This is a genomic window from Phytomonospora endophytica (assembly GCF_014202425.1).
Classification (GTDB): Bacteria; Actinomycetota; Actinomycetes; order Mycobacteriales; family Micromonosporaceae; genus Phytomonospora; species Phytomonospora endophytica.
Map to the genome: position 1 here is coordinate 47,620 of NZ_JACHGT010000022.1, position 26,835 is coordinate 74,454.

The following is a 26,835-nucleotide window of genomic DNA, read 5'->3' on the forward strand; positions in this document are numbered from 1 at the left end:
AGCCGTCACAGATGTCGGTAAACGTCCTCAAGGGACAGTCCGGTGGCGATCATGAGGACCTGGGCGTGGTAGAGCAGCTGCGAGATCTCCTCGGCGGTCCGCTCCTTGCCCTCGTGCTCGGCCGCCATCCAGGACTCGGCGGCCTCTTCCACGAGTTTCTTGCCGATCGCGTGCACGCCGGCGTCCAGGGCCGCCACGGTGCCGGACCCGTCGGGACGGGTCTCGGCCTTGCGCGCCAACTCGGCGTACAACTGGTCGAAGGTCTTCACGGTCGACCAGCCTACGTCGCCGGGGTGACGGCTCCCGTACGGCCCTGGACTGCCCACAAGCTGGGACGTCACCGCACCGAACGCAAGGTCACGGCGGTGTCGAGGGCCGCGATGACCGCGCCCCATCCCTTGTCCTCCGGCGAGTCTTGGAAGCCCGCGCGATCGCGCGCCTGCTGAAGCGTGTCGACGGTGAGCACGCCGTGGGCGACCGGTGTCGACTCGTCGAGCGCGACGCGCGTGAGCCCGTCGGTCACGGCCTGGCAGACGTAGTCGAAGTGCGCGGTGTCGCCGCGGATGACGACACCGAGACCCACGACGGCGTCGCAGCGCCGGGCCAGTGCCTGCGCGACGACCGGGATCTCCACCGAGCCCTCGACGTGGGCGGTCACCACGTCGGTGACCTTGCACGCCTCGGCCGCGGCGAGGGCCCGCCCGAGCATCTGGTCGGTCAGGTCGGCGTGCCAGCGGGTCACGACGATCCCGAGACGCAGCCCGGAGGCGTCGACGCCCGTCGGCGCGGGGGTACCGGAACCTGCCATCAGACGGCCTCTTTCAGGTTGTGCTCGGCGAAAAGGTGTCCCATGCGGTCGCGCTTCGTCCGCAGGTACGCGAGGTTCTCCGGGTGCGCGCCGACCGGCAGCGGCACCCGTCCCAGCACGCTCAGGCCGAAGCCCTCGATCCCGGCGCGCTTGTCGGGGTTGTTGGTCAGCAGGCGCATCGACTTCACGCCCAGGTCGGCGAGGATCTGGGCGCCGGTGCCGTAGTCGCGGGCGTCGGCGGGCAGGCCCAGGTCGAGGTTGGCGTCGACGGTGTCGCGCCCGGCGTCCTGCAGTTCGTAGGCCTTGAGCTTCTTGAGCAGGCCGATCCCGCGGCCCTCGTGGCCGCGCATGTAGAGCACGATTCCGCGGCCTTCGGCGGCGACGGCCTCCATCGCCGCGTGCAGCTGGGGGCCGCAGTCGCAGCGCAGGGAGCCGAAGGCGTCGCCGGTCAGGCATTCGGAGTGGACGCGGACGAGGAGGTCCTCGCCGTCGCCGATGTCGCCGTGGACGAGCGCGACGTGCTCGCTGGCATCGACCGCCTCGTAGCCGATGGCCTGGAACGTGCCGTGCTCGGTGGGCAGGCGCGTCGACGCCACCCGCTCGACGTCGGCGGTCTGCTCGGTGCGGCGGCGGTAGGCGACGAGGTCGACGATGCTGATCAGCGCCAGGCCGTGCTCCTCGGCGAAGGCCCGCAGGTCGGGCAGGCGCTGCATGGTGCCGTCGTCGTTGACCATCTCGCACAGGGCCGCGACGGGCCGCAGCCCCGCGAGGGTCGCCAGGTCCACGGCGGCCTCGGTGTGCCCGGTCCGGCGCAGCACTCCCCCGGGCACGGCGCGCAGGGGCACGACGTGGCCGGGACGGGTGAAGCTCGCGGCCGTGGCGTCCGGGTCGGCGAGCAGGCGGATGGTGTGCGCGCGGTCCTTGGCCGAGATGCCGGTGCTCTCGCGGTCGGCCGCGTCGACGGTGACGGTGTAGGCCGTGCCACGGCTGTCCTGGTTGGTGTGGAACTGCGGCGGCAGGTCGAGCCGGTCGGCGTCGCCGGGCAGCAGCGGCGCGCAGATGTAGCCGGAGGTGTAGCGGACCATGAAGGCCAGCAGCTCCGGTGTCGCCTTCTCGGCGGCGAAGATGAGGTCGCCCTCGTTCTCGCGATCCTCGTCGTCGACGACGATCACGGCCTTGCCGGCGGCGATGTCGGCGATGGCGCGCTCGATGTCGTCGAGTCCGGCGTGCGGGTTGGGGGCGGTCATGCCGAGGCCCCCTCACGCGCGGCGAGGAGTTTCTCGACGTGCTTGGCGAGGATGTCGACCTCGAAGTGCACCGGGTCGCCGGCGCCCTTGAGGCCGAGGGTCGTCAGCGCGAGGGTCGTCGGGATGAGGCCGACGGTGAACTCGTCGCCACCGATCGCCATGACCGTCAGCGAGACGCCGTCGATGGTGATCGAGCCCTTCTCGACGATGTACTTCGCCAGGCCCTCGGGAAGGCGGAGGTGGACGGTGTCCCAGCCCTCTTCCTTTTCGCGCTTCAGGATCTCGCCGACACCGTCGACGTGGCCCTGCACGATGTGGCCGCCGAGGCGGGTGGCCATCGTGGCGGCTCTTTCCAGATTGACCCGGTCTCCGGGTACGAGCGCTCCGAGCGCCGTGCGGGCGTAGGTCTCGCCCATCACGTCGACGCCGAACACGTCACCGTCCACATCGGTGACGGTGAGGCAGACGCCGTTGACGGCGATCGAGTCGCCGTGTTTCGCGTCGGAGGCGACCGTACGGCCCCGGATGCCCAGGCGTGCGGGATCGACGGCGACGATCTCGCCGAGTTCTTCGACGATGCCAGTGAACATGTGTCCCTACCTGTCAAATCGGGCACACGTACAGGCGGGGAGATACCGCTGACACCGGTCCCGCCCCCGAAGGGACGGCCCGCCCCTTCGGGACGTGCCGGTGCCGCGCGCGCCAACTACCATCCGGACTTTGACCGTCGGTCCTGGATTCTCACCAGGTCCACCGGTTACTGGAGGTAACCGGGTCGCGGACTTCGAAGCACGAAGAGGCTTCGTCACCGCCGGCTCGGAGTTTCACCGACCCCGCCAGCGCGCATGCTGGTCTGCTCCGAGTCTTCCACGCTGACGGGGTTCGATGCCGAGCGAGGTGAGCAGTCTCACTGGGCTCGCGAGTCGAGCAGCGCGGTGAGCGCGGCGGCCCCGCCCTGGTCGAGCCAGGTGTCGAAGCGGCGGAGACCGGGGAACTCCGCGCGCAGGGCGGGGATGTCGACCTTGGTGCCGTTGTCGCGGTTCATGACCTCGTAGCCGCGTGCGGCCTCCTCGCTGAAGGCGCGCAGTTCTTCCATGGGGATCTGCCGGTAGGGGACGTCCCGGCCGGTCGCGCGGGAGATGGCGGCGGCGATCTGGGGGTTGGTGAGCGAGTCGCCGGCGAGGTCGATGATCCGGCCGCCGAAGCGCGCGGGGTCGGCGAACGCGGCCGCGGCGACGTCGGCGATGTCGTCGAGGGCGATCAGCTGCATGGATATCTCCGGCAGTGCGGCGGTGGCGAGTTCGGCGCGGCCGAGACCGAACTGCGGGAGGAGGAGGTTCTCCATGAAGGACGTGGGCCGCACGACCGTCGCGGACAGCACCGAGGCGAGCAGGTGCAGCTCGATGCGGCGTTTGCCGTACATGTGGGGCAGGCCGAGGTCGAGTTCGGCGCTGTTGGCGGAGGTGTAGACGAAGTGGCCGACGCCCGCGGCCGCGGCGAGGTCGACGAGGGCGATGCCGGCGGCCTCCTCGTCGAAGTCGGCGGCGGCGTTGTACCGGGCGACCGGCTGGACGCTGAAGACGCCGTCGACGCCCGCGACGGCCCGCTCGATCGACGCGCGGTCGGCGAGGTCGCCGGGGACGAGCTCGGCGCCGAGGGCCGCGAGCTTCCTCGCGGCCGGCGTGCCGGGGTCGCGGGTGAGGGCGCGGACGGTGACGGGGCGGTTGTGGCCGTTGTGGCGGTTGTGGCCGCCGGCGCCGTCGGCGAGGAGCCGGCGGGCGACGGCGCCGCCCTGCTGGCCGGTGGCTCCGGTGACGAGAATGGTCGGCAAGGGGTTCTCCCTGGAACGGTAGAATCGGGTCGAGCAACCCGCTTCACACACGGAACCACCAACCCGCTTAGCCGTCAACCGGGAGGCAGAAGAACGTGATCGCCGACACGCCCGAGGCCGAGGGCGGCCTGCGCGCCGACGCCCGGCGCAACCGCGCACGTGTTCTCGACGTCGCGCTGGAGACCTTCGCGACCGAGGGGATGGCGGTGACGCTCGGGGAGATCGCCCGGCGCGCGGGGGTCGGTGCGGGGACGGTGTATCGGCATTTCCCCAGTAAGGAGAGGCTTTTCGAAGAGGTGCTCGCCCGGCGGACCCGCGAGTTGGTCACGCTCGGGCGCGTGCTCGCGGAGGACGGCGCCGACCAGGGCGTGCGCTTCTTCGCCTTCTTCGACGAGGTCGTCGCGCAGGCCGCGGTCAACCGGGCGTTGTGCGACGGGTTTCATGCCATCAGCGGGCGTGAGACGAAACTGTCCGCGGAGCTGTTCGCCGAGTACCTGTCGGTGCTCGGTGGGCTGCTCACCGCCGCGCAGGCCTCCGGTGACGTGCGGGACGACGTGGACACGATGGACGTGCACGCCCTGATCTGGGGTGCCGCGCAGATCGAGGCCACCCGGAAGGACACGGGCGGGGGTCGGCATTTGACGCGGGTGATCGCCGAGGGGTTGCGGGCGGACGCGACGAAACCCGCGGCGGTTGAGCGGGAGCGTAACGAAACCTTGGCGGGAGTGCGAGACGAAACGCGGGGTGGGGGTTCGGTGGCGGGCGCTGCCGGGAGCGAGGTTGCGGGCGGGCTCGCGGGAGACGTGGCGGGCGGACGCGCGGGCGAGGTTGTGCGCGAGGCCGGGAGCGAGGTTGCGGGCAGGGCGGCGACGTGCGCGCAGTGCGGCAAGGTGATCGAGGCGTCTCGCACGGGACGGCCGGCGCGGTTCTGCGGCCCGGCGTGCAGGCAGAAGGCGCACCGGGCCGCCCGCCGGTAGAGCGAGCGGCGGGGACGGCGGCGGGAGGGTGCGGCAGTGCGGCAGTGCGGCAGTGCGGCAGTGCGGCAGTGCGGCAGTGCGGCAGTAAGACCATCCCCCGGAAAAAGCGGCCGGTGGAAATGTCACAGCCTGCCCGTATCGTGATTTTTGGGGCCCCCTTGGGACACATGGGAGAGCGCGCGATTCACCAGACCGCGCGCCGCCGCACGCTGCCCAGCGGCAGGCCGCCTGCTTCGGATACGCCGTGAACAACAGCTGGGCTCCTTGCGACTGCTTCGCCGGCCATCCCTCGTGAAACATGCGCACGTTTCACGCCGCCCATTTCTGTCACACACCGCCCGTATCGTGATTTTTGGGGCCCCCTTGGGACACACGGGAGAGCGCGCGATTCACCAGACCGCGCGCCGCCGCACGCTGCCCTACGGCCGCCGCTCGCAAGCGCTCGAACCGACGGTTCGAGCGTGCCCCGGCCCGGAGGTCGCCGGGGCACGCTCCTCCGCGTCAGTGCGCGAAGCTCAACCAGTTCACGTTGACGAAGTCGGCCGGCTGACCGCTGGTGAAGGTCAGGTACACGTCGTGCGTCCCGGTCGTCGCCGCGATGTTGGCGGGCACCGTCCGCCAGGACTGCCATCCACCCGTGTTGGCGATCGCGAAGCTCCCGATCACCGCGCCGGTCGGGCTGCCGAGCCGCACTTCGACCAGCCCGCTCACCCCGCCTCCGGCGCCCGAGGCCACGCGGGCGATGAACTGCCGGGCCGGGTTGGTCCCGAAGCGCACGCCGTTGAAGCGCAGCCAGTTGCCGTTGTTCGCCGCGCCGATGTTCTGGCCGCCACCGGTGTCGGTGGTCCCCTCGGTGATCGTGCCCGACTGGGCGTTGAAGGCCTCGGCCTGGATCGTGGCGTAGGCGTCGAAGCCCGTGCCCGGATCCGGGTCGGGGTCACCGCCGCCGCCGGCGGTCCACACGCCCACGTAGTCGACGACCATCGGGCGGCCCGAGACGGTGCCCGCGTTCGGCGACGCGCATCCGCAGACGCCGTTGGGGAAGGCGCCGCCCATGGCCACGTTGAGGATCACGAAGTAGCCGTGGTTGGTCATGTTCGTCCACGTCGTGGCGTCCAGCTGCGACTGGCTGACCGAGTGGAACTGCTGGCCGTCGACGTACCAGCGCAGCTGGTTCGGGCTGACCGACCGGTCCCACTCGAAGGTGTAGGTGTGGAACGCCGACTGGCAGCTCGACCCCGGGCACGCCCTGTTGGCGGCGAGGCCGTTGGTCTCGTTGCAGGGTCCACCGGGGTTCACGCCGCAGTGCAGCACGCCCCAGACGGAGTTGATCCCGTTGACGTTCTCCATGATGTCGAACTCGCCGACGGCCGGCCAGTTCCAGTAGTTGCCGCGGTAGGGGGTCCCCAGCGCCCAGAACGCGGGCCAGTAGCCGAGGGCCTGGGCACCGGTCACGTTCGGCATCTGGATGCGCGACTCGATCCGCAGCTTCCCCCCGGCGGCGGGCTGGAAGTCGCCGCGCTGGGTCTCGATGCGTCCGGAGGTCCAGTTGCCGGCGCCGTCGCGGATCGGCGTGATGCGCAGGTTGCCCGCGCCGTCGAGGCTGACGTTGGCGGTCGAGTCGGACTTGTAGTCGATCTCGCCGGTGCCCCAGTTGCCCGGGCCGCCGGGATATCCGTGGCCGATGTCGTAGATCCAGTTGGAACGGTTGACGCCGGTGCCGGCGGCGCCGTTGAAGTCGTCGCCGAACACGAGGTTCCAGCCCGCCGGATTCGGCAGTGCCGCTGGGGCCGGGGCAGCGGTGGCGCCGAGGACGAGCGCGGAGGAGAGGAGTGCGAGGACTGCGGTGATGACGGTGGGACGTCGTAACGGGCGTCTGGATCGCATGTCGGGTCTCCCTTGCGGTAAAGCTTGTTGAATTAACGCTAGGGAGACCGGGTTGTAATGTCAATGGTTTCCATAGAGGTGGGGATTAGGGGCGAGTTGTCGGGAGAGTTCTGGGAGTTCTTTGCGTTAAGGCGGCGGCCGGACCACGAGGGGCGTGACAGCGGGCGCGGACTCAGGCGACCGGTGACGCCGGCGAGCGCGACCTGAGGGCAGCGCTCAGGTGCGGACGAGCGAACGAAACGAACACTCCCCCGCATCCCCCACAGGGGCCCCGAAAATAACGATACGGGCTGGTTGTGACAGAAACCTCCGGCCGCGAAACGTACGCATGTTTCGCGGCGTGGGTCGACCCGGGCCGCCACCAGCGGCGGACGACCGCGCCCCACCTACAGCGTCTGCCGCCGGTCGATCGCCACGAAGGACCCGCTGTGCTTTTTCGCCACGCTCTTCATCTCCGTGGCGACCTCGACCACCTCGCGCGGGTCGGTGAAGACCCGGTGGCTGGAAATCGCCACCCCGATCGACAGCGTCACGAAACCCGCCCGGACCGGGTTCCCCTGCCGGTCGGTCACCTCGACGTATCCGCGCTCACGGTCGCGTTCGTCGTACAGCACCAGCGCGCGTTCCTCGAAGTCCATGATCGCGCGCTGCGTGATCGCCTGGACCTGCTCGGGGACGCACAGAATGATGAAGTCGTCGCCGCCGACATGCCCGAGGAAGGCCAGCGGCGGCCCCGCGCCGACCACTCCTCTGTGCAGCGACGACGCCAGCGTCGAGATGAAGTCGTCGCCGCGCACGAAACCGTAGGCGTCGTTGACGCTCTTGAAGTGGTTGGCGTCGACGTAGCAGAGCGCGAACTCGTTGCCCTGCCGCATCCAGCCGGTGACCTCGCGGGTGATGCGCGCGTTGCCGGGCAGGCCGGTCAGCGGCGACAGCTCCCGGATCTCGCGGTGGCGGCGCAGCACGGAGTGCACACGGGCGACCAGCTCCTGGGTGTCGAAGGGCTTGACGATGTAGTCGTCGGCGCCGGTCGTCAGTCCCACGATCTTGTCGGCCGAGAGGTTCTTCGCGGTCAGCAGGATGATCGGCAGGCTCGCCGTCATCGGGTCGCTGCGCAGCTGCCTGGTCAGCTCGACGCCGTCGACCATCGGCATCATGACGTCGAGCAGGACCATGTCCGGGCGGCGCCGGGCCAGGTGCGCCAGCGCCTGGTAACCATCGCCGGCGGTGACGACCTCGAAGCCCTCCAGCCGGAGGTTCAGCGCGACGAAACGCGCGATGTCGGCGTCGTCGTCGACCACCAGCACCAGCCCGCGGTTGCTCTCCTCCGGACTGGTCACCCCCCGCTCCTCACCCCGTGCGCTGTGCCTGCCGATGGGATTAAGACCGCGCTGTCGGCCAGGGCCCGCAGACGGCGGATCGCCTCGGCCGGGTCCTGTGCCCCGTAGATCGCCGTCCCCGCCACGAACGCGTCCGCCCCCGCCTCGGCCGCCGCGGCGATCGTGTCGTCGGCGATGCCGCCGTCGACCTCGATCCTCAGTTCCAGATGCCCCGAGCGTGCCGACTGCCGCGCGGTGCGGACCTTGTCGAGCAGCTCCGGGATGAACGACTGGCCGCCGAAGCCCGCCTTGATCGTCATGATCAGCAGGGTGTCGAAGGCCGGGAGGATGTCCAGGAACTCCTCGACCGGGGTGTCGCGGTCGATCGCCAGACCGGCCTTGCTGCCCGCCGCGCGCAGATCCTTCGCGATCGCGACCGGGTCGGCCGCCGCCTCGGCGTGGAAGGTGACGTTGTAGGCGCCCAGTTCGGCGTACCCGACGGCCCAGCGGTCCGGGTCCTCGATCATCAGATGGCAGTCGAGGGGCAGCGAGGTGGCCGCCTTCAGCGACTTCACCACCGGCGGCCCGAGCGTCAGGTTCGGCACGAAATGGTTGTCCATGACGTCCACGTGCAGCCAGTCGGCTTCCCCGGCGACCGCCGCCATCGCCTCGTCCAGCCTGGCGAAATCGGCCGCGAGGAGACTCGGCGCGATAACCGTATCGGTTCTGTCCACTGGCACAGTGTAGTCAGGTGTTCGGCGTGTACCTCGAACGCGTCAGCGCATCGGCGGCGAGCGCCCGTTCGGCCCGGATGCGCTGCATCGTCGCGTAGGACGGCGATCCCGGCGCGGTCACGTAGAGCACCAGCCGCTGGTCGCGGTCGGGGATCAGCAGGACCTGGCAGGTGATGTGCATGGTGCCGTGTTCCGGGTGGTCGATGGTCTTCGACAGGTCACGGCGGACCTCGACCTCGTGTTCGGCCCAGATCTGCCCGAACTCGGGGCTGGCCCGCAGGAGTTCCTCGACGAAGGCGCCGATGCTCGGGTCGTCGGGGTAGCGGCCGAGGGCGGCGCGCAGGTCGGCGATGGAGGAGCGCGCGAAGGCGAGGTGCTGCCGGTCGGTGAAGAGTTCGGGCACCGGTTCGCGGAAGATCCAGCGCAGGACGTTGCGGTCGTGTTCGGGGTGGGCGGAGAGGTCGCCGATGAACGCGACGGCCAGGTCGTTCCAGGCGAGGATGTCGTATTTGGCGTCGAGGACGTAGGCGGGGACGTCGGTGAGCCCTTCGATGAGGTGCAGGATGCTCGGGGGCACGTCCCTGCGCAGCAGGCTCTGGGGTGCGGGGGTCTCGCCGGCCAGGTGGAACAGGTGGGTGCGTTCGTCGATGTTGAGCATGAGCGCGCGGCTGAGGGCCGACAGGATCTGCCGCGAGGGCCGCGGTCCGCGGGCCTGTTCGAGCCGGATGTAGTACTCGATGGACATCCCGGCGAGTTGCGCGACCTCCTGCCGCCGCAGACCGGGCGTCCGCCGGCGTCCGCCTTCGGGCAGGCCGACGGCCGAGGGCTTGAGCTTGGCCCTGCGGGCCCGGAGGTACTCGGCGAGTTCGGCGCGCTGCATGGGTCAAGGGTCTCTCGCGGTGGCCGTTCCAGGGAGGTACCGGCGATACCACGTTCAGCGGGTCTCTGTCCGCCGCGGCGATCCGGGGTGAGGCTTCGACCATGACGACGAAGATCGCGCTGGTCACCGGCGCCAACAAGGGAATCGGCCTCGACATCGCCCGGGGTCTCGGCAAGGCGGGAGTGACGGTCCTGGTGGGGGCCCGCTCCGCGGAACGCGGTGAGGCGGCCGCCGAAACGCTGCGGTCGGAGGGGCTTGAGGCGGAGTTCGTGCGTCTCGACGTCACCGACGCCGCGACGATCGCGGCCGCCGCGAAGCACATCGAGGAGGCCCACGGGCGGCTCGACATCCTGGTGAACAACGCGGGGATCATCGACCGCAGGGAAGGCTGGATGCCGACCGAGACGCCCGTGGACGCGGTCCGGAACACCTTCGAGACCAACGTCTTCGGGGTGATCGCGGTGACCAACGCACTCGTCGGGCTGCTGGAGCGTGCCGCGGAGCCGCGGATCGTCAACGTCACCAGCGAGGTGGGGTCCTTCGCGATGATGACGAATCCGGAGAGTCCCTATTATCCGCTCCGGGGCGTGGGTTACCAGGCGTCGAAGTCGGCGCTGAACGCCGTCACGATCGCCTACGCCAAGACCTTCGCCGACACGGCGTTCAGGGTGAACGCGGTCAACCCCGGGTACTGCGCGACCGACCTCAACGGCAACGCCGGGCACCGGACGCCGGAGGAGGGCTCGCGGGCGGCGATCCGGATGGCGCTGATCGGCGCCGACGGTCCTACGGGGACCTTCGAGAGCGAGGAGGGGCCGCACCCCTGGTAGGCGCGTGACGCCTTCGGGGTGCCCGCGTGTCAGGCCATGTCGCGCAGGTGTCCCGACGGCGTGTAGTCGATCTTCCAGTGGGTGTAGACGCCGAGTTGGTCGTCCTTGAGGCAGCGCAGGCCGATGCTCACCCAGCGGATCTCGTCGCCCTCACCGGCGGCGGCGAAACCGACGGCGACGGCGAACACGTCGCCGCCGCAGGGGCATTCGCACCGCTCGGGTTCGGCCTCGGTCCAGTAGTCGGCGCTGTCGGCGATGAGCGTGAACTCGCCGCAGGCGACGCAGTGGCGTTCGGCGCAGCCGGCCTCGTCGTCCACGCCGACCTCGAAGGCGCGGCCTCCGCAGGAGGCGCAGACCGACTCGGCGACGCTCGCGACCTCGTAACCGCCGGCCCGGAAGTCCTTGAGATGGGCGGTCAGCGCGGCGAGGTCACCACCCTGCCGATGCGGCCGCCGGCCGGGCCGCGGGTTCTCCTGTGACGTCACCTTCGCCATTGTGCCGTTGAGGTCCGACAGTTCACTTCCGCAGAACGGCCAGGAACATGGCGTCCGTACCGTGGCGATGGGGCCACAACTGGACATGCGGCTCGGGTCCGAGTCCGTCGACGCCCGGGAAGAGCGGCCGCGCGTCGACGGCCGAGACGCCTTCGGCGGCTTCGGCGATCTCGCGGGTCTCGGCGAGGTGCGGGGAGCAGGTCACGTAGGCGACGACCCCACCGGGACGCAGGAGGCGAATCGCCGAGGCGAGCAGCCGGGTCTGGAGCACGGTGAGGTCGGCGATGTCCGACGGCTGGCGGCGCCAGCGTGCTTCTGGGCGGCGGCGCAGGGCGCCGAGTCCGGTGCAGGGCGCGTCGACGAGGACGCGGTCGTAGGTGCCGTCCTCGCCGAACGTGCGGCCGTCAGCCTCGTGGACGGTCACGGGGAGCCCGGCGACGGTCTTCTCGACGAGGCGGGCGCGGTGGGCGGAGACCTCGACGGCGTCGAGGGTGGCACCGCGCTGGGCCGCGAGCGAACCGAGCAGCGCGGCCTTGCCTCCGGGGCCGGCGCACAGGTCGAGCCAGCGTTCGTCGCGTCCTTCGAGCGGCACGGCGGCCAGGGCGGCGGCGACCGCCTGACTGCCCTCGTCCTGGACGTGGGCGCCGCCGTCGACGACCGCGGGGATGTCGCCGGGCGCTCCGCCGGGGAGGATCACCGCGTACGGGGACAGCGCGCCGGGTTTCCCGCCCGTGGCGGCCGCGAGTTCGTCGCGGTCGACGCGGCCGGGTCGCGCGCACAGGTGCACCGACGGGGCGGCGTTGTCGGCGTCGAGGAGGGCCGGGAGCTCGGCGTCGTCCCCGAGGGACGCGGCGAAGGCGCGGACGATCCACTCGGGGTGCGCGTGGCGCAGGGCGAGCGCGCCGACCGGGTCGGACGGGCTCAGTTTGTGCAGCCACGAGTCGAGGGGGCGGGCGGCGACCTTGCGCAGTACGGCGTTGACGAACCCGGCGGGCCGGTGCCCGGCGACCTTGCGGACCAGTGACACCGAGGTCGCCACGGCCGCGTGGGCGGGGACGCGGGTGTAGAGGATCTGATAGGCCCCGAGGCGCAGGACGTCGGCGACGGGCTGGTCGAGGCTCGCGGTCTCGCGGCCGGTGACCGACGCGACGATCCGGTCGAGGGTGCCGCGGGCGCGGCTGGCGCCGTAGGCGAGTTCGGTGGCGAGGGCCGCGTCGCGGCCGGTCACCTTGCGTTCGGTGAGCAGGCGCGGGAGGACGAGGTTGGCGTAGGCGTCGTCGCGGCTGACGGCGGCGAGGGTGTCGTAGGCGATGCTGCGGGGGTCGTCGGAGGTGGCGCGGCGGCCCGAGCCACCGGTCACTGGAAACGCTCCCCGGTCGCGAAGGGGTTGCCGCGCAGCCAGGCGTCGGCGGGCATGGGTTTCTTGCCGGGCGGCTGGACCTCGCCGAGGCGGACGGGCATGGTGGCGGTGCCGACGTGCACGGTGCCGCGTTCGACGGCGACCTCGCCGGGTGCCAGCGCCGGACCGTCGGGGTCGGGGCGGACGGGGCCGAGTTTCACGCGCTGGCCGTCGCGGAGGGTCCAGGCGCCGGGCGCCGGAGTCATTGCGCGGATCTTGCGGTCGACGGCGAAGGCCGGTTCGCTCCAGCGGACCTGGGCGTCCTCGACGGTGATCTTCGGGGCGAGGCTGATGCCGTCGTCGGGCTGCGGGACGGCGCGGGCCGCGCCCGCCTCGATCGCGTCGAGGACGGTGACGAGCAGGCCGGCGCCGCTGTCGGCGAGTCGGCCGAGGAGGTCGCCGGAGGTGTCGGTGGGGCCGATCGCCTCGGTGAGGGAGCCGTAGACGGGGCCGGTGTCGAGGCCCTTCTCCAGCTGGAAGACGCACGCGCCGGTGATCTCGTCGCCGTGCCACACCGCGTGCTGCACGGGGGCGGCGCCGCGCCAGGCGGGCAGGAGCGAGAAGTGCAGGTTGACCCAGCCGTGCGCGGGGATCTCCAGCGCCGACGTCGGGACGAGCGCGCCGTAGGCGACGACCGGGACGCAGTCGGGCGCGAGTTCGCGGAGGCGGTCGAGGAACTCCGGCTCGCGGGGTTTGAGCGGGGTGAGGACCTCGACGTTGCGGTCGTCGGCCCACGCCGCCACCGGCGAGCGCGAGGTCTTGCGGCCGCGGCCGACGCGGGCGTCGGGCCGGGTCACCACGGCGAGGAGGTCGTGTCCGCTCGCCTCGATCGCGTTGAGAGCCGGGATCGCCACTTCGGGCGTCCCGGCGAAGATCAGTCGCATCCGCTCAATCCCCCATCAGGTCCTTGCAGGCAACCTAGCCGACGCTAGAGGAAGCGTCCCTGCGAATCGTGCGGGCTGACCTTGACCTGGAGGCCGTCGTTGTACCACTCGGCGGCGCGGATGTCCTTCATCGCCTGCTTGCGGGTGTCGGCGTCGAGACGGTCGAGGAAGAGGACGCCGTCGAGGTGGTCGGTCTCGTGCTGGATGCAGCGCGACATCAGGCCGGTCCCGACGATCTGCATGGGGTCGCCGTACTCGTTGAAGCCCTTGCCGATGACGTTCTGGCGGCGCACGGTGTCGTAGTAGAGGCCCGGGATGGACAGGCAGCCTTCCTGGCCGTCCTGCTCCTCCTCGTCGGGGAACTCCAGGACCGGGTTGACGAGATGCCCGACGACGTCGTCGACGTCGAAGGCGAAGACGCGCAGCCCGACTCCGAGCTGGGGCGCGGCCAGGCCGGCGCCGCCCTCGTCGAGCATCGTGTCGATCAGGTCCTTGACGAGCTTGCGGAGCTGCTTGTCGAAGTCGACCACCGCGTCGGCGGGCGTCCGCAGCACCGGGTCGCCGAAGAGCCTGATCGCCTGAACTGTCACGTCGCCTGCCCCTTTGGTCCTCAACTCGTCCGGTGGACGAGTCTATGCGGTTGCGGTGGGGAGGGGCTGGGGCGGTGGGCAGGGACTGGCGAGGTGCTCTCGTCACCGCTGCGGGAGCCCGGCCGCGGGCTCACCCTTCCCTCGCTCCGACCGCCGCCGCCGTTCGCCCCCGCGCCGCCGCGCGACGTCCGCCGACCAGGGCCACGGCCACGCCCGCGATGAGCAGGGCGATGCCGGGGACGGCCACGGTCGGCGGCGTCTGGTCGAGCAGCAGGAAGCCGAGCAGCGCCGCTCCGGGCACCTCCAGCAGCAGCAGGAGGCTCACCGCAGTCGCGTCGATGCCGTGCAGGGCGAAGTTGACCAGCGAGTGTCCCAGCAGCTGGGGTCCCACGGTCAGAGCCGCCAGCGCGGCCCAGCCCGCGGCGGCGTACCCCCACAGTTCCGCGCCGCTGACGAGGCAGACGACGAGCAGGCCCACGGCGGCGACCGTGTAGACGATCGCGGTGTAACCGACCGTCGACAGTTCCTCGCGGGCTCGCTGTCCGGCGGTCACGTACACGGCGGCGGCGATGCCCCCGATGAGGGCGAGGACGTCGCCGAGGACGGCGGTCGGTGAGACGGTGAATCCCGCGCCGGTGGCCAGGGCGGCGCCGGCGACGGCCGCGCCGATGCCGATCCACGTGGCGCGCGGGAGGCGGTGCCCGCGTACGACGGCGAATAGGGCCGTCCACAGGGGCGTCGTCGAGACCAGGGCGGTGGCGGTGGCGACGTCGGTGAGGACCGCCGAGGGGACCCACGTCGCGAAGTGCACGGCGAGGGCGACGCCGGCGACGGTGCAGCGTCGCAGCCCCGCGCGGCTGAGTGCGCGGAGTTCGGCGCGGCGCCACACGAGCGCGATCGGCACCAGCAGCACGACGGCGAGCGCGTTGCGCCAGAAGGCGACGGCAAGGGCCGGGACGTCGCCGTCGGCGTTGGCCAGGACCACGACGGGCGCCGAGGAGGAGACCGCGAGGACGGCCACGGCCATGGCGATGCCTGGCGCGGCCCGGCGGAGCGGGGAGTCGGCGGTCACGATCGGCAAGTCTGCCAGCGACGCCACTGATCGGATTCCCTTCCGTCCCCTTGTGCCGGCTCACGGGAGGGCCTACTTTACTGCTAACTCAATTAACAGCTTCCACCTCGGGACACACCATGAAGCTCCGGCGAATCGCGCTCCTGCTCCTCCCCGTCCTGTTACTGGGCCTGCTCCCCGCCGCTCCGGCGCACGCGGCGGCGGCCGGCAAGGCGGTCTTCAGCAAGGACGACAGCTGGTCGTCCGGCTACACCGGCCGCTACACGATCACCAACACCGGCACCGCGAACATCAGCGGCTGGACGGTGGCGTTCACCCTCCCGTCGGGCACCACGGTCGGCTCGTACTGGGACGCGCTGATCACCGGCAACGGCTCCGGCAAGTACACCGCCGTCAACCGCGAGTACAACGGCACCATCGCCCCCGGCGCGACCGCCTCCTTCGGCTGGGTCGCCGCCGGTACCGGCGCGCCGACCGCCTGCACCCTCAACGGCGCCGCCTGCGGTGGCGCGCCGCCCGGCGACGACACCACTCCCCCGTCGGTGCCCGCGGGCCTGACCGTCACGGCCCCGTCGGCGAGCACCCTCACCGTCTCCTGGTCGGCGTCGACCGACAACTCCGGGACCGTCGCCGGCTACGAGCTCTCCCGCGACAACGGCACGCCGGTCGCGGTGAGCGGCACCTCGACGGTCGTCACCGGCCTCTCGCCGAACACGACCTACGCCTTCAAGGTCCGCGCGAAGGACGCCGCCGGGAACACCTCCGCCTACGGCGCCTCCGTCAGCGGCCGCACCAACACCGACGATCCCGTCCCGCCGACCGGGAGCATCCACGTCGCGCCCTACATCGACATCACCCGCGAGTCGCCGACCCTCACACAGGTCGCCACCGCCACCGGGCAGAAGTACTTCACGCTGGCCTTCATCCTCGGCTCGTCCGTGGGCTGCGACCCGCAGTGGGGCGGCACGATCCCGCTCAACGACGCGCGGATCATCGGCCAGATCAACCAGCTGCGCGCGATGGGCGGCGACGTCGTCATCGCCTCCGGCGGCGCGCTCGGCCCCTACCTGGAGAACATCTGCGGCAGCGCCGACGCCCTCTACAACGCCTACGTCAAGGTCCTGACCGCGACCGGCAGCAACCACCTCGACGTCGACGTCGAGGCCTCCATCCCGCACAGCATGGTCAACACCGCGCTGAAGCGGCTGGTCGACACCCGTGGCACGACCGTCAGCTACACGATGCGCATCCAGGGCCAGGACTACGGCATGGACCCGTACTCGGTGCAGATCCTCCAGGACGCCGCCGCCAAGGGCCTGTCCCCCATCGTCAACCCGATGCTGATGAACTTCGGCTACACCGGCGACTGGGGCCAGGCCATGATCGGCGCGGCCAACGCCACGCTCGGCCAGATGCGCACGATCTGGCCCGGCAAGTCCGACGCGCAGATCAAGGCGCAGCTCGGCGTCACCCCGATGATCGGCCGCAACGACACGGGCATGACGACCACGCAGGCCCACGCCCGGGCCCTGCTGAGCTGGGCGCAGAGCAACCACATCGGCTTCATCGGCTTCTGGTCGATCGGCCGCGACAACGGAACCTGCCCCGGCGGCGGGGTCTCACCGTCGTGCAGTGGCATTTCGCAGTCCCTCTACGAATTCACCAACATCTTCAAGGGATTCGCGGGCTGACCGGCGAACATTTGGGGAACGGCGGCCGAAACGGGCCGCCGTTCCTGCCATGGGACGCCCGTCGCGTCAAGCCCGGGGAGTCAGTGATCGGACCCGGCCGCAGCGCTCACATACCGTACGGAAAGCAAAGTTCCGACACGTCTCGGTAGCGGTCAGATCCCCGTCATACAACGGGTTGGTCACGAAACAGTCCCCGAATAGGCAATCGGGGCCATACCTCGTAGGGTGCTCCCATGGCAGCGCAGACCACGGCGGGAACGCCGCTCGTCCGGTTGTCCGGAGTCAATAAGCACTTCGGCGACAACCATGTCCTTAGGGACATCAACCTTGAGGTACAGGCCGGCGAGGTCATCGTCGTCATCGGCCCGTCCGGTTCAGGCAAGTCCACCCTGTGCCGCACGGTGAACCGCTTGGAGACGATCGGCACCGGCGAGATCACCATCGACGGCAAGGTCCTCCCCGCCGAGGGCCGTGAACTGGCCCGGCTGCGTTCCGACGTCGGCATGGTGTTCCAGCACTTCAACCTGTTCGCGCACATGACGGTGCTGGACAACATCACCCTCGGGCCGATGAAGGTCCGCAAGCTCACCAAGAAGGACGCCGAGGCCAAGGGCCGCGCCCTTCTCGACCGCGTGGGGCTCGCCGACAAGGCCGGCGCCCTGCCCGCGCAGCTGTCCGGCGGACAGCAGCAGCGTGTGGCGATCGCCCGCGCGCTGGCGATGGAGCCCAAGGTCATCATGTTCGACGAACCGACCTCGGCCCTCGACCCCGAGATGATCAACGAGGTCCTCGACGTCATGATCGACCTCGCCCGCGAAGGCATGACCATGATCGTGGTGACCCACGAGATGGGATTCGCCCGCCGCGCCGCGAACCGCGTGATCTTCATGGCCGATGGTCAGATCGTCGAAATCGCGCCGCCGGAGGAGTTCTTCGGCAGCCCCAAGAGCGAACGCGCACGCGACTTCCTCTCCAAGGTGATGTCGCACTAGCCCGGTCCTGCCCAAGGACGCGGAAACCCTTTCTGGAAGGAAAGAAGAAACACCATGCGAATGCATCGCAAACTGGCCCTGATCGGCCTCGCGGCCGTCGCCCTGGTCGCCACCGCCTGTCAAGGCAAGGCGAGCGAGGACCAGGAGGCCGCCGACCCGAATGTGAAGGCCATCACCTACACGATGCCGGCCGCCACCGAACTCCCCGCCGCTCTGCAGGCGATCAAGGACCGCGGCTACATCAACTTCGGCTCGAAGTTCGACCAGCCGACCACCGGTCAGCGCAACCCGGCCACCGGCAAGATCGAGGGCTTCGACTCCGAGATGGGCCGCCTCCTGGCGCAGCGCATCTTCGGGCCGCAGTACACCGAGGGCGACAGCGGCAACCTGCGCTTCGTGGAGACCATCTCCAAGAACCGCGAGGAGTACCTGGCCAGCGGCAAGATCGACGCTCTCGCGGCGACCTACACGATCAACGACGAGCGCAAGCTCAAGGTCGACTTCGCCGGCCCGTACTACATCACCGGCCAGGGCATCCTGACGCTCAAGGACAAGACCGACATCAACACCCTTGAGGACCTGTCGGGCAAGAAGGTCTGCGTGGCCGTCGGCTCCAACTCGCTGACGAACCTCGAAACGCTCAACCCGAAGGCGGACATCTCGGCTCCCCTCGCCGACTACTCCGCCTGCCGTGAGGCCGTCGAGAACGGCACTTACGACGCGCTGAGCACCGACGAGCCGATCCTGCGCGGCTTCCTGTCGGCCAGCCCGGACACGTTCCGCATCGCCGACACCACCTTCACCACCGAGCCCTACGGCATCGCCAGCAAGCACGGTGACAAGGAAGTCCGCGACTTCATCAACGACATGCTCGAAGAGGCCTACAGCAACGGCGACTGGGTCAAGGCCTTCGAGGGCACCCTCGGCAAGGCCGGCGCCAAGACCCCCACGCCTCCGCCGGTCGTTCGCTACTGAGAATCACCGATGGTGCCCGCCCTCTCTGAGGGCGGGCACCATTCGTCCCTGGAGGAGTGACCTTGCCTAACCCCAAGCTGGTTCTCGAAATGTTCGCCAGCGGGTTCTGGAACACCCTGTGGCTGTCGCTGGCGTCGTTCGCCGTGGCCCTGGTGCTCGGTGCGATCCTGGCGATGATGCACGTCAGTCCGGCCCCACCGGCAAGGTGGGCGGCGCAGGCGTACACCGCCTTCTTCCGCAACACCCCATTGCTCGTGATCCTGATCCTGTTCGGTTTCGGACTGCCGAAGCTCGCCATCGACCTTGAGCCCTGGCAGTGGGCCCTCATCGGCCTGGGCATGTACACCTCGGCCTTCGTCGGTGAGACCCTGCGCTCCGGCATCAACTCGATCTCCCTCGGGCAGGCCGAGGCCGCGCGCTCCATCGGCCTCACCTTCGGGCAGTCGCTGCGGCACGTGATCCTGCCGCAGGCCGTCCGCACGGTGATCCCGCCGCTCGGCACTCTGTACACCGCGCTCGTGAAGAACACCGCGCTGACCCTGGTCATCGGTTTCCAGGAGCTCGCCGCGAAGACCGAGCGGATGATCAACCAGGACATGGCGCCCGTCTGGGTCGTCGTCGTCGGCATCATCGCCTGTTACCTGATCATCAACCTGCCCACGAGCTGGTTCATCAGCCGGGCCGAGAAGCGCGCGGCGTTCGCGCGGTAGCGGGAAGAGATCTCATGAGCAACCCCTCCAAGAGCAGCTCCGTCCTGTTCGACGCGCTCGGACCGCGCGGACGCTCGCGCGTCCTGCTGTTCTCGGCGCTCAGCGCCGTCGTCGTACTGGGAATCCTGGCCTACGCGTACTTCCAGCTCAACTCGAAGCATTTCTTCGACTCGTCCCGCTGGGTCGACGCGCTCGACGCGCTGGTCATCGAGAACACCTACATCCCCGGCCTCCTCAACACCCTCAAGGCCGCGGGACTGGCCAGCATCGGCGCGCTGGTGCTGGGCTCGTTCATCGGGTTCGGCCGGATCTCGCGCTTCAAGGCGATCCGCTTCCTCTCCGGCGTCTACGTGCAGTTCTTCCGGGCCATCCCGGTGCTGCTGCTGATCTGGATCCCTTACACGATCAGCAACCACACCGGGACCGCGATCGACGGCTTCTACTTCGTCGTCGTCGGCCTGTCCATCTACAACGGCGCGGTACTGGCCGAGATCCTGCGTTCCGGCATCAACGCGCTGCCCAGCGGGCAGGCGGCCGCCGGTCACGCGATCGGCCTGCGCCACGGCCAGGTCCTGCGCCTGATCGTCTTCCCGCAGGCGTTCCGGAACATGCTCCCGGCGGTCCTCGCCCAGCTCGTGGTCCTGCTCAAGGACACCGCGCTCGGGTACATCGTCACCTACCCGGAGCTGCTCAAGATGAGCCAGCAGACGGCGTCGTACTACACGCAGTCCTTCCTCCAGGTGCTCGTGGTCGCGGCGATCGTGTACTTCGTGATCGCCTACGCGCTCTCGAAGCTGGTGTCGTTCATCGAGGTTCGCATGCGGCGCAAGGTCCCCAAGGCGGCGACCACCGCCGCGGTGGCCCCCGCCCCCGAACCGGTCTGACCCGCACGACTTCACCGAGCCCGGTCGCGCATCGCGCGGCCGGGCTTCGTCATGTCCGCAGCGCGAGCCTGGCGGCCACGACGACGCCCAGCCAGACCGCACCGCCGATGAACACGTTGAGGGCGGCCGTGACCAGGCCCGTCGGGTGGTCGTCGCCGGCGAAAACCGGCAGCAGCGCGACAAGGACCAGCGCCAGGCCCATGATCCAGCGGAAGTACGCGAACGGGCGCGCGCTGCCCGTGACGAGCATGTACATCAGCAGGGCGGCGGCTCCCGCCCCGGCCACCACGACGAGCGCGTAGACCACCACCGACGGCTCGGTGACGCCGCTGTACACCGACACGCCGAGGATCGGCATCTCGAAGACCGAGCGGACCACCACGAAACCGGCCACCGCGATCACCGCGGCGGCACTCGCCGTGACCCCGCAGCCGCCCCAGAAACGCCGGGCGCCGAAACCGCGCGCGTACGGGCTGGTGCCCGGCTCTCGATCGAGGCCGGGCTTGTGCCGGTAGACCGCCACCGCGCCTACATGCCGGGGCGCGGTGCGAACGGGTCGGCGGGATCGGCGGCCACGGGAACGCGCAGGCTGGCCTTCGCCGAGCCCCCGACCAGTACGCCGATCGCGATGCCGATCACCAGGTTGACCACGGCGGTCGCCGCGCCCGTGGCGAGCCGGTCGACACCCAGCAGCGGCACGAGCATCGCGATGATCGTGCCGAGCGCGACGATCCACCCGAAGAACAGGAACGGCCGGGGCGTGCCCAGCAGCAGCAGGTGCATGATCCCGGTGGCCAGCAGCGCGGCGAAGGCGGCGATCAGCGCGTAGGTGATCATGCTGGGCTGGACGACACCGCCGTCGACGTCGACACCGAGGATCGGCAGCTTCAGCAGGCCCTTGACGATGAGGAAGCCCACGACGGCGAGGCCGGCGGCGATGACGGCCGCGGCGACGCCGCCGCTCCACAGGCGCCCGCCGTTGACCCGGGAGGAGACCGGTGTCTCCTCCGGATACGGATTGTCGGGTTGGTGCCGGTATGTGGTCATGGGCACAGTGTGACCAATGGCGGCCGCGCGGGCGGGTGAACGCCCGAATCCGGGCGTCAAAGCGCCGGGCGCGGCGCTTTCGCCGGGTGGATCTCCATCGCGGGCGCGTTGGCCAGGAGCAGCCAGGCGGGCAGCACGGCCAGGCACAGCAGCGGGAGCAGGGTGACGTCGCCGACGACGACGGCCGCCATGAAGATGCTCAGCCAGCCCTGCCTGCTGATGGCCATGGTGAGGCCGAGGATGCCGCAGCCGACGGCGAGCGCGGCGGGGATCCGTGGGAAGGCGGCGGTGGCGAGCAGACCGAGGGCGACGCCGATGAAGACGACGGGGAAGATGCGGCCGCCGCGGAAGGCACTGCTCGCCGCGATGACGAGCGCGATGAGTTTGACGACGATGATGACGGCGAGCCCGCCGATGGTGTGGGCGCCGGGGTCGGCGGCGAGTTCCTTCATTTCTTCGAGGCCTTTGAACAGGGTGAGCTGTCCGCCCCACATGCCGAGGAGGCCGAGCACGGCACCGCCCACGCCGAGGATCAGGACCGGGTGGCGCATGGCGTGGAAGGCGCGGTGGGCGTGGGGAAAGGCGAGGGTCGCGAGTAGCCCGAGAGCCGCGGCGACCAACGTGACGGCGGGTCCGGTGAGCAGGTCGAGGGCGGACAGGCCGGGGTAGTCGGCGACGGTGATGGTGAACGAGGGCTCTTCGAGCAGTTGGAGGGTCAGCGAGCCGGCGCCGGCCGCGAGGAGGGGCGCGAACATGCGGTCCCACAGCGGGGTCTCCGGGTCGCCGGCGGCGGACTCGGTGAGGGTGAGCGCGGCGGCGACGGGCGTGCCGAACATGGCGCCGATGGTTCCGGCGGCGGCGATGCCGACCCAGGTCGCGGCTCCCGGTCCGGGCAGGAGGCGCAGGCCGAGGAAGACGGCGAGGGCGACGTTGACGGCGATGATCGGGTTCTCGGGGCCGAGGCTGACTCCTCCGGCGAGGCCGAGGACCAAGGTGATGAGCAGTCCGGGGATCGCCGAGACCGGTTGCGGCCCGGAGACCAGTGAGGTCGTGGCGGGATCCGGTCCGGCACCGCCGGGCCATTTCCACACGACCAGGCCGACGGCGAGGCCGGTGGCGGTGAGCACGGCGAACGTCCACCAGGTCCCGTCGGTGCCGACGGAGAACCGGCCGGGCAGCCAGTCCCACAGGAAGTGCTGGAGCTTCTCGGCGAGCACGCTCGCGGCGACGAGGATGAGAGCGCTCCCGGCGCCGATCAGCACGGCCAGGGGCGCCAGCCGCAGCAGTCCGCGCACGTCGGTTCTCTTCATTCGGTCCTCCGGTGTCCCGCGATCCAGACGTGGGCGGCGTGGGCGGCGCGGTCGAGGGCGCCGAAGACCTCGTCGTCGGCCTCGAAGACGTTGTCGGCGCCCACGCGGGCGAGGACGCCGCTGTCGTCGAGGATCTTGCGGAAGCGGGCGTCGAGTCCGGCGAGCATGAGCAGCGAGCCGGACGCCCGCAGTTCCTCAGCGCGGCGGGCGAGCCCTTCGAGGACGGTCGCGGAGGGGATGTCGGTGAGGGTTCGCACGCTGAGGATGAGCACGGCCGGTGCCGCACCGTCCGTGCGCGGCCACTGCTCGCCGACGCTGCCGAAGCCGGCGAAGAAGCCGCTGCCCGCGTAGTGCAGGACGGTGACCTGGCGGGCGGGGAGGACCTCGGGCGGGTCCGCGACGCGCCAGCCGCCGCCGTCGGAGCGCAGGGCGACGAGCTTGGCGCGCCGGGCCGCCTGTACGCAGTAGAAGACCAGGGAGAGCAGTGCCCCGAGGAAGATCGCCTGCTGGAGCGGGATCTGGGTGGTGGCGAGGAAGGTGACGGCCATGGCCGCGGTGGACAACCGGGACGTGCGCAGGACCAGGCGGACGTGGCGGGCCTGCCCGACGATGAGCTCGGCCCCGACGATGAGCATCAGGCCGCCGATGACGGGCATGGGGATGTACTCGGCGAAGCGTCCGGCGACCAGCACGACTGCCGTCAGCCACAGGCCGGCGAAGATACCGGCCCAGCGGGTCCGCGCACCGGCGTCGGTCGCCACACCGGTCCGCGACAGGGAGCCGCCGACCGGGAGGGAGCGCAGGAAGCCGCCGGCCACGTTGGCCAGGCCCTGGGCGACGAAGTCGCCGGAGGCGCTGGTGCGGCTGCCGTCGGGGTTCGGGACGGCGGCGGCGATGCCCGCCGCCTGGGCCAGCGCGACCAGGGTCACCGCGACGGCGCCGACGAGCAGTTCGGGGACCACCGAGAGCTCGGGCAGGACCGGGACCGGCAGGCTCGCCGGGATCGAGGCGATGTCGCCGACGGTCTCCACGTCGAGCGAGAACACCGGCGCGGCGACGGTGGCGGCGATCAGCGCGATGAGCATCGCCAGGGTCCTGATCCGCGCCCAGGAGCGGGCCGCGAACCACACCACGACCGTACCGGCGGCCAGCGCCGTCGTGCTCGGGTCCCAGTCGGTGACGTGCACGAGCCAGTCGGCGGCCTGCGCGACCTTGTTGTGGACCCGCGGTTCGTAGCCGGTGGCGTCGCCGAGCACACCGGTGAGGATCTGCACGGCGATGCCGGTGGTGAAGCCGGTCATCACCGCGCTCGACACGAAGTTCATGATCGAGCCGAGCCGCAGGACGCCGAACAGGATCATCATGAGCCCGACGAGGACCGTCAGCGTGGCGACGTTGCCCAGGTCGGCCGGGTCGAGGCCCGCCTCGGCGAGCACGCTCTGCGAGGACAGCGCAAGTGCACTGGTCAGCGTCGTGACCATGAGGACCGTGCGCGCGAAGAACGATCCGATGATCGCCGGGAACATGCCCGAGTACAGGCCGAGTACCGGGCTGAATCCGCCGACGGAGGCGTAGGCCATGCCCTCGGGGATGCTGAACAGTCCGGTCACCAGCCCCGACACGACGTCCCGCCCGCTCGGGCGGCTGAGGCCGCGAAACCAGGTCCGCGGACGGCCCGGCACGGCTCAGCCCGCGAGCGCGTCGGCGAAGGGTTCCCGGGACGGTGCGACGGGCATCGAGAACCTCCTCCGGGGGACGTGTGGCGCATGATGACCATAACCACACCCGCACCGGAAGAGACGCTTTTCGAGTGATATCGGCCGTCCATCCGAAAGTGACTGTTTTACGTCCCTATCGGGGGGTTCGAGCCTAGGCTGGGTCGAGCCGGTGGACCGGCCGGTGGCCACCGGCGAGGACGCGGCGGAGAGGAGAACCCGTGGGTTTCATAGTCCAGCTCCTGCTGACCGCCGGCGCCCTGTGGCTGTCGACGGTCATCGTCCCCGACATCGACGTCAGCGGCAGCGGCGCCTTCGCGAACTTCATGACACTGCTGGTCGTCGCCTTGATCTTCGGTCTGGTCAACGCGCTGATCAAACCGATCGTGCAGATCTTCGGCTGCGCCTTCTACATCCTCACCCTCGGCCTGTTCGCCCTCGTGGTGAACGCGCTGATGTTCTGGCTGACCGGCTGGCTCGCCGACAAGATAAACCTGCCGTTCCACGTGGGCGGCTTCTGGGCGGCCTTCTGGGGCGCCATCATCGTCACCGTCGTCAGCTGGATCGTGGGAGCCTTCCTCCCGCGCAAGGCCGAGGACTAGAGCAGCTCCGACGGGTCGACCTGGACACGTACCGGGTCGGCCGTCTTCTTCGTGCTGCGCACGCCCGAGGCTCCGTGCAGGGCTGCGGCCAGCTCCGCGCCATGGGTCCTGGGCGTGCGCAGCAGCAATCTCTCGGTCCGGTCGTCGACCGGCACCGGCCCCAGCTCCTCGGTCCCCGGCGGCAGCGACGCGTGGCGCAGCAGATCCTCCAGCGCCTGCGGCGGTCCCGTGAGCGAGGCCATCCGGGCGATCGGGGGGAACCGCAGCGAAGCCCGCTCGGCCAGCTCACGGGCGGCGAACCACGCCGGATCCCAGCGCAACAGGGCCTGCACGACCGCAAGACCGCCGTCGGCGACGACCACGACCTGCCCGCCGTCACGCGCCGGGCGCGCCAGCGCCGCCGCGGTCATCCACCGGCGCAGCGTCTCCTCCCCCGCGCGCAGATCCGCGCGGGTCAGCAGCGCCCAGGCGTCAAGGAGGAGCACGGCGCCATAACCGCCTTCGACGACCGGTTCGGCGCCGGGCGTGGCGACCACGAGCGCCGCCCCGCCCGGAACGGAGTCGAGGACCCGGTCCCCACCCGACGTGCGCACCGGCACCCCGGGAAAGGCGCGGCCGAGCTCGTCGGCGGTCCGGGCAGCACCGATCACGGCCGCGCGCAGGCGGGTGCCACCGCAGGTCGGGCAGCGAAAGTCAGGGCTCTGCTTGCCGCACCACCGGCACTGCGGGGGCGCGCTCGCCGAGTGGAGTGCCAGCGGACCCTGACAGTGCGGGCAGCGCGCCCGGGAGCGGCACTCCTGGCAGGACACGATCGGGATGTAGCCGCGCCTCGGCGACTGGATGAGCACCGGGCGGTCGGCGGCGAGGGCGTCGCGGGCGGCGTTCCAGGTCGTCGAGGGAAGCCTCGCGGCGGCGGCCTGCGGGTCGTGGGCGAGCTGGGCGTCGTCGCCGACGGGCACGATGTGCGGCGCCCGCTCACGCAGGGTCTCGCGCGGAGCGGTGAGGGGCCTCGCCCACTCGGTGTCGAGGAGGAGCTGGTCCTCGGTGGTGCGGGTGAAACCGCCGAGCAGGACGGCGGTGTCGGTGTTCTGCGCGCGGGTCAGCAGGACCGTGCGGGCGTGCGGGTAAGGGGCGCGGGGTTCGGCGTGGGAGTCGTCGCCGGCGTCCCACATCGCGACCAGGCCGAGATCGCGCACGGGCGCGAAGGCGGCGGCCCGGGTGCCCGCGACGACACGGACGGCACCCCGGGAAACGGCCAGGAAGGCGCGGTACCGCTTGGCCGGGCCGAGCGCGGCCGACAGGGTGACGTGCCGGTCGGGGCCGAGAACCTCGGTGAGGGCGCGGTCGAGGCGGTCGAGGTCGCGCTGGTCGGGGACGACGAGGACGACGCCCTTGCCGGCGGCGGCGGTCGTCGCGGCGGCCTCGGCGAAACGCCGGGGCCAGTCCTCGCCGGGCAGGGCGCCCCACACCGCGCGCGGGTGGTGGCCGGTGGCCAGGGATTGCAGGAAGGCACCACCGTGCTCATAGGCGCGCCAGGCCTCCGCCTCGGGCGCGGTCACCGCTTCGGCGGGCTCGCGTGGGGGCTCTGCCTCGACGCGGGCCTGGCGCGGGGGGACGGCGAGACGCAGCACGTCGGAGAGGTTTCCCGCGAAACGGTCGGCGACCGCTCGGGCGAGGCGCAGGATCTCGGGAGTGAGGACGCGCTCGGGTGAGACGAGCTTGGCGACGTCGGCGAGGCGGCCGCCGAAGTCGGTGCCGTCGGCCAGTTCGATGACGAAGCCGGACAGCGCCTGACCGGCGAAGCGGACCTTGACCCGGCAACCGGGACGGATCTGTTCGGCGAGCTCGGGTGGGACGCGGTAGTCGAAGAGCCGGTCGAGATGGGGCAGCGGACTGTCGACGCACACTCGCGCCACTCGGGTACCGCCGGTCGCCTCATCCACGGTGCGGTTCTACC

At 70.7% G+C, this 26,835-nt stretch carries 27 protein-coding genes and 1 riboswitch; of the genes, 8 read left to right on the forward strand and 19 right to left on the reverse strand.

Annotation, left to right across the window (positions count from 1 at the left end):
* Positions 1-5: 5 nt before the first annotated feature.
* The 5 genes from HNR73_RS35880 to HNR73_RS35900 form a co-directional block, all read right to left on the reverse strand.
* The gene (locus HNR73_RS35880) at positions 6-269 is read right to left on the reverse strand and encodes a phosphoribosyl-ATP diphosphatase (RefSeq protein WP_184792517.1); all 264 of its coding nucleotides are present in this window, start codon (positions 267-269) and stop codon (positions 6-8) included.
* 68 nt (positions 270-337) lie between these two features.
* Entirely contained in the window at positions 338-808 is a 471-nt protein-coding gene (gene ribH / locus HNR73_RS35885) for a 6,7-dimethyl-8-ribityllumazine synthase (protein WP_184792518.1), read from the reverse strand.
* A complete protein-coding gene (locus HNR73_RS35890) occupies positions 808-2,055 on the reverse strand; it encodes a bifunctional 3,4-dihydroxy-2-butanone-4-phosphate synthase/GTP cyclohydrolase II (RefSeq protein ID WP_184792519.1) in 1,248 nt (415 codons plus the stop codon). Before HNR73_RS35890 ends, ribH begins: the two co-directional genes overlap by 1 nt.
* Entirely contained in the window at positions 2,052-2,645 is a 594-nt protein-coding gene (locus HNR73_RS35895) for a riboflavin synthase (RefSeq protein WP_184792520.1), read from the reverse strand. The genes HNR73_RS35890 and HNR73_RS35895 overlap by 4 nt, the downstream gene beginning before the upstream one ends.
* A gap of 107 nt (positions 2,646-2,752) precedes the next feature.
* A riboswitch (FMN riboswitch) is annotated at positions 2,753-2,900 on the reverse strand.
* A gap of 62 nt (positions 2,901-2,962) precedes the next feature.
* The gene (locus HNR73_RS35900) at positions 2,963-3,886 is read right to left on the reverse strand and encodes an NmrA/HSCARG family protein (RefSeq protein ID WP_184792521.1); all 924 of its coding nucleotides are present in this window, start codon (positions 3,884-3,886) and stop codon (positions 2,963-2,965) included.
* A gap of 95 nt (positions 3,887-3,981) precedes the next feature.
* On the opposite strand from HNR73_RS35900, the gene HNR73_RS35905 reads away from it, so the two are divergent.
* A complete protein-coding gene (locus HNR73_RS35905; RefSeq protein WP_203686830.1) occupies positions 3,982-4,863 on the forward strand; it encodes a TetR/AcrR family transcriptional regulator in 882 nt (293 codons plus the stop codon).
* 501 nt (positions 4,864-5,364) lie between these two features.
* Here HNR73_RS35905 and HNR73_RS35910 read toward each other — a convergent pair.
* The 4 genes from HNR73_RS35910 to HNR73_RS35925 form a co-directional block, all read right to left on the reverse strand.
* Positions 5,365-6,750 (reverse strand): glycoside hydrolase family 16 protein, encoded by a 1,386-nt coding sequence (locus HNR73_RS35910; RefSeq protein ID WP_184792522.1) that lies wholly within the window; start codon positions 6,748-6,750, stop codon positions 5,365-5,367.
* 386 nt (positions 6,751-7,136) lie between these two features.
* Positions 7,137-8,090, reverse strand: coding sequence for a GGDEF domain-containing response regulator (locus HNR73_RS35915; RefSeq protein ID WP_239122327.1), 954 nt, complete (start codon positions 8,088-8,090; stop codon positions 7,137-7,139).
* Positions 8,087-8,803, reverse strand: coding sequence for a ribulose-phosphate 3-epimerase (gene rpe, locus HNR73_RS35920; RefSeq protein ID WP_184792523.1), 717 nt, complete (start codon positions 8,801-8,803; stop codon positions 8,087-8,089). The genes HNR73_RS35915 and rpe overlap by 4 nt, the downstream gene beginning before the upstream one ends.
* Positions 8,804-8,816: 13 nt before the next feature.
* Entirely contained in the window at positions 8,817-9,683 is an 867-nt protein-coding gene (locus tag HNR73_RS35925; RefSeq protein ID WP_184792524.1) for a helix-turn-helix transcriptional regulator, read from the reverse strand.
* A 101-nt stretch (positions 9,684-9,784) separates the two neighbouring features.
* Here HNR73_RS35925 and HNR73_RS35930 point away from each other — a divergent pair, with 101 nt between their 5' ends.
* Positions 9,785-10,513, forward strand: a complete 729-nt coding sequence (locus HNR73_RS35930) for an SDR family oxidoreductase (RefSeq protein ID WP_184792525.1) — start codon at positions 9,785-9,787, stop codon at positions 10,511-10,513.
* A 29-nt stretch (positions 10,514-10,542) separates the two neighbouring features.
* On the opposite strand, the gene HNR73_RS35935 is transcribed toward HNR73_RS35930, so the two are convergent.
* From HNR73_RS35935 to HNR73_RS35955, 5 genes are all read right to left on the reverse strand, one after another.
* Positions 10,543-10,998, reverse strand: a complete 456-nt coding sequence (locus HNR73_RS35935; RefSeq protein WP_184792526.1) for a hypothetical protein — start codon at positions 10,996-10,998, stop codon at positions 10,543-10,545.
* A 31-nt stretch (positions 10,999-11,029) separates the two neighbouring features.
* Positions 11,030-12,409 (reverse strand): RsmB/NOP family class I SAM-dependent RNA methyltransferase, encoded by a 1,380-nt coding sequence (locus HNR73_RS35940; RefSeq protein ID WP_184792589.1) that lies wholly within the window; start codon positions 12,407-12,409, stop codon positions 11,030-11,032.
* Positions 12,364-13,290, reverse strand: a complete 927-nt coding sequence (gene fmt / locus HNR73_RS35945; protein ID WP_184792527.1) for a methionyl-tRNA formyltransferase — start codon at positions 13,288-13,290, stop codon at positions 12,364-12,366. The genes HNR73_RS35940 and fmt overlap by 46 nt, the downstream gene beginning before the upstream one ends.
* Before the next feature lie 44 nt (positions 13,291-13,334).
* On the reverse strand, positions 13,335-13,880 hold the full coding sequence (def, locus tag HNR73_RS35950) for a peptide deformylase (RefSeq protein WP_184792528.1): 546 nt from the start codon (positions 13,878-13,880) through the stop codon (positions 13,335-13,337).
* Positions 13,881-14,010: 130 nt separating this feature from the next.
* Complete coding sequence (locus tag HNR73_RS35955) at positions 14,011-14,907, reverse strand: DMT family transporter (RefSeq protein ID WP_184792590.1); 897 nt, start codon at positions 14,905-14,907, stop codon at positions 14,011-14,013.
* Between the two features lie 164 nt (positions 14,908-15,071).
* Here HNR73_RS35955 and HNR73_RS35960 point away from each other — a divergent pair, with 164 nt between their 5' ends.
* The 5 genes from HNR73_RS35960 to HNR73_RS35980 all read left to right on the forward strand — a co-directional run bounded on the left by HNR73_RS35960 (position 15,072) and on the right by HNR73_RS35980 (position 20,204).
* Positions 15,072-16,643 carry a cellulose binding domain-containing protein gene (locus tag HNR73_RS35960; RefSeq protein ID WP_184792529.1) on the forward strand — a complete coding sequence of 524 codons (1,572 nt, stop codon included), beginning with the start codon at positions 15,072-15,074 and terminating at the stop codon, positions 16,641-16,643.
* Between the two features lie 233 nt (positions 16,644-16,876).
* Positions 16,877-17,635 carry an amino acid ABC transporter ATP-binding protein gene (locus tag HNR73_RS35965; RefSeq protein WP_184792530.1) on the forward strand — a complete coding sequence of 253 codons (759 nt, stop codon included), beginning with the start codon at positions 16,877-16,879 and terminating at the stop codon, positions 17,633-17,635.
* A gap of 54 nt (positions 17,636-17,689) precedes the next feature.
* Complete coding sequence (locus HNR73_RS35970) at positions 17,690-18,610, forward strand: glutamate ABC transporter substrate-binding protein (protein WP_184792531.1); 921 nt, start codon at positions 17,690-17,692, stop codon at positions 18,608-18,610.
* 62 nt (positions 18,611-18,672) lie between these two features.
* Positions 18,673-19,320: an amino acid ABC transporter permease gene (locus tag HNR73_RS35975; protein WP_184792532.1), complete on the forward strand. Its 648-nt coding sequence runs from the start codon at positions 18,673-18,675 to the stop codon at positions 19,318-19,320.
* Positions 19,321-19,334: 14 nt separating this feature from the next.
* Positions 19,335-20,204, forward strand: a complete 870-nt coding sequence (locus tag HNR73_RS35980; RefSeq protein WP_184792533.1) for an amino acid ABC transporter permease — start codon at positions 19,335-19,337, stop codon at positions 20,202-20,204.
* Between the two features lie 49 nt (positions 20,205-20,253).
* Here HNR73_RS35980 and HNR73_RS35985 read toward each other — a convergent pair whose 3' ends face one another.
* From HNR73_RS35985 to HNR73_RS36000, 4 genes are read right to left on the reverse strand one after another with little or no spacing between them, the layout of a single operon-like run.
* Positions 20,254-20,727, reverse strand: coding sequence for a hypothetical protein (locus HNR73_RS35985; protein ID WP_184792534.1), 474 nt, complete (start codon positions 20,725-20,727; stop codon positions 20,254-20,256).
* A gap of 5 nt (positions 20,728-20,732) precedes the next feature.
* Positions 20,733-21,251: a DUF6069 family protein gene (locus tag HNR73_RS35990; protein ID WP_184792535.1), complete on the reverse strand. Its 519-nt coding sequence runs from the start codon at positions 21,249-21,251 to the stop codon at positions 20,733-20,735.
* A 56-nt stretch (positions 21,252-21,307) separates the two neighbouring features.
* Positions 21,308-22,561, reverse strand: a complete 1,254-nt coding sequence (locus HNR73_RS35995) for an ion channel protein (protein ID WP_184792536.1) — start codon at positions 22,559-22,561, stop codon at positions 21,308-21,310.
* A complete protein-coding gene (locus tag HNR73_RS36000; RefSeq protein WP_184792537.1) occupies positions 22,558-24,243 on the reverse strand; it encodes a SulP family inorganic anion transporter in 1,686 nt (561 codons plus the stop codon). The genes HNR73_RS35995 and HNR73_RS36000 overlap by 4 nt, the downstream gene beginning before the upstream one ends.
* A gap of 254 nt (positions 24,244-24,497) precedes the next feature.
* Here HNR73_RS36000 and HNR73_RS36005 point away from each other — a divergent pair, with 254 nt between their 5' ends.
* Entirely contained in the window at positions 24,498-24,878 is a 381-nt protein-coding gene (locus tag HNR73_RS36005) for a phage holin family protein (protein WP_184792538.1), read from the forward strand.
* Here HNR73_RS36005 and HNR73_RS36010 read toward each other — a convergent pair.
* Complete coding sequence (locus tag HNR73_RS36010; RefSeq protein WP_239122329.1) at positions 24,875-26,821, reverse strand: primosomal protein N'; 1,947 nt, start codon at positions 26,819-26,821, stop codon at positions 24,875-24,877. The genes HNR73_RS36005 and HNR73_RS36010 overlap by 4 nt on opposite strands.
* Positions 26,822-26,835: the final 14 nt, after the last annotated feature.

What these genes read in the sequence shown, in the direction of transcription:
- HNR73_RS35980 (WP_184792533.1), top strand. Translation starts at nt 19,335, where the DNA reads ATGAGCAACCCCTCCAAGAGCAGCTCCGTCCTGTTCGACGCGCTCGGA.
- HNR73_RS35925 (WP_184792524.1), bottom strand. Translation starts at nt 9,683, where the DNA reads ATGCAGCGCGCCGAACTCGCCGAGTACCTCCGGGCCCGCAGGGCCAAG.
- HNR73_RS35895 (WP_184792520.1), bottom strand. Translation starts at nt 2,645, where the DNA reads ATGTTCACTGGCATCGTCGAAGAACTCGGCGAGATCGTCGCCGTCGAT.
- ribH (WP_184792518.1), bottom strand. Translation starts at nt 808, where the DNA reads ATGGCAGGTTCCGGTACCCCCGCGCCGACGGGCGTCGACGCCTCCGGG.
- fmt (WP_184792527.1), bottom strand. Translation starts at nt 13,290, where the DNA reads ATGCGACTGATCTTCGCCGGGACGCCCGAAGTGGCGATCCCGGCTCTC.
- HNR73_RS35990 (WP_184792535.1), bottom strand. Translation starts at nt 21,251, where the DNA reads ATGACCACATACCGGCACCAACCCGACAATCCGTATCCGGAGGAGACA.
- HNR73_RS35930 (WP_184792525.1), top strand. Translation starts at nt 9,785, where the DNA reads ATGACGACGAAGATCGCGCTGGTCACCGGCGCCAACAAGGGAATCGGC.
- HNR73_RS35890 (WP_184792519.1), bottom strand. Translation starts at nt 2,055, where the DNA reads ATGACCGCCCCCAACCCGCACGCCGGACTCGACGACATCGAGCGCGCC.
- HNR73_RS35995 (WP_184792536.1), bottom strand. Translation starts at nt 22,561, where the DNA reads ATGAAGAGAACCGACGTGCGCGGACTGCTGCGGCTGGCGCCCCTGGCC.
- HNR73_RS35970 (WP_184792531.1), top strand. Translation starts at nt 17,690, where the DNA reads ATGCGAATGCATCGCAAACTGGCCCTGATCGGCCTCGCGGCCGTCGCC.
- HNR73_RS35960 (WP_184792529.1), top strand. Translation starts at nt 15,072, where the DNA reads ATGAAGCTCCGGCGAATCGCGCTCCTGCTCCTCCCCGTCCTGTTACTG.
- HNR73_RS35910 (WP_184792522.1), bottom strand. Translation starts at nt 6,750, where the DNA reads ATGCGATCCAGACGCCCGTTACGACGTCCCACCGTCATCACCGCAGTC.
- HNR73_RS35965 (WP_184792530.1), top strand. Translation starts at nt 16,877, where the DNA reads ATGGCAGCGCAGACCACGGCGGGAACGCCGCTCGTCCGGTTGTCCGGA.
- HNR73_RS35955 (WP_184792590.1), bottom strand. Translation starts at nt 14,907, where the DNA reads ATGGCCGTGGCCGTCCTCGCGGTCTCCTCCTCGGCGCCCGTCGTGGTC.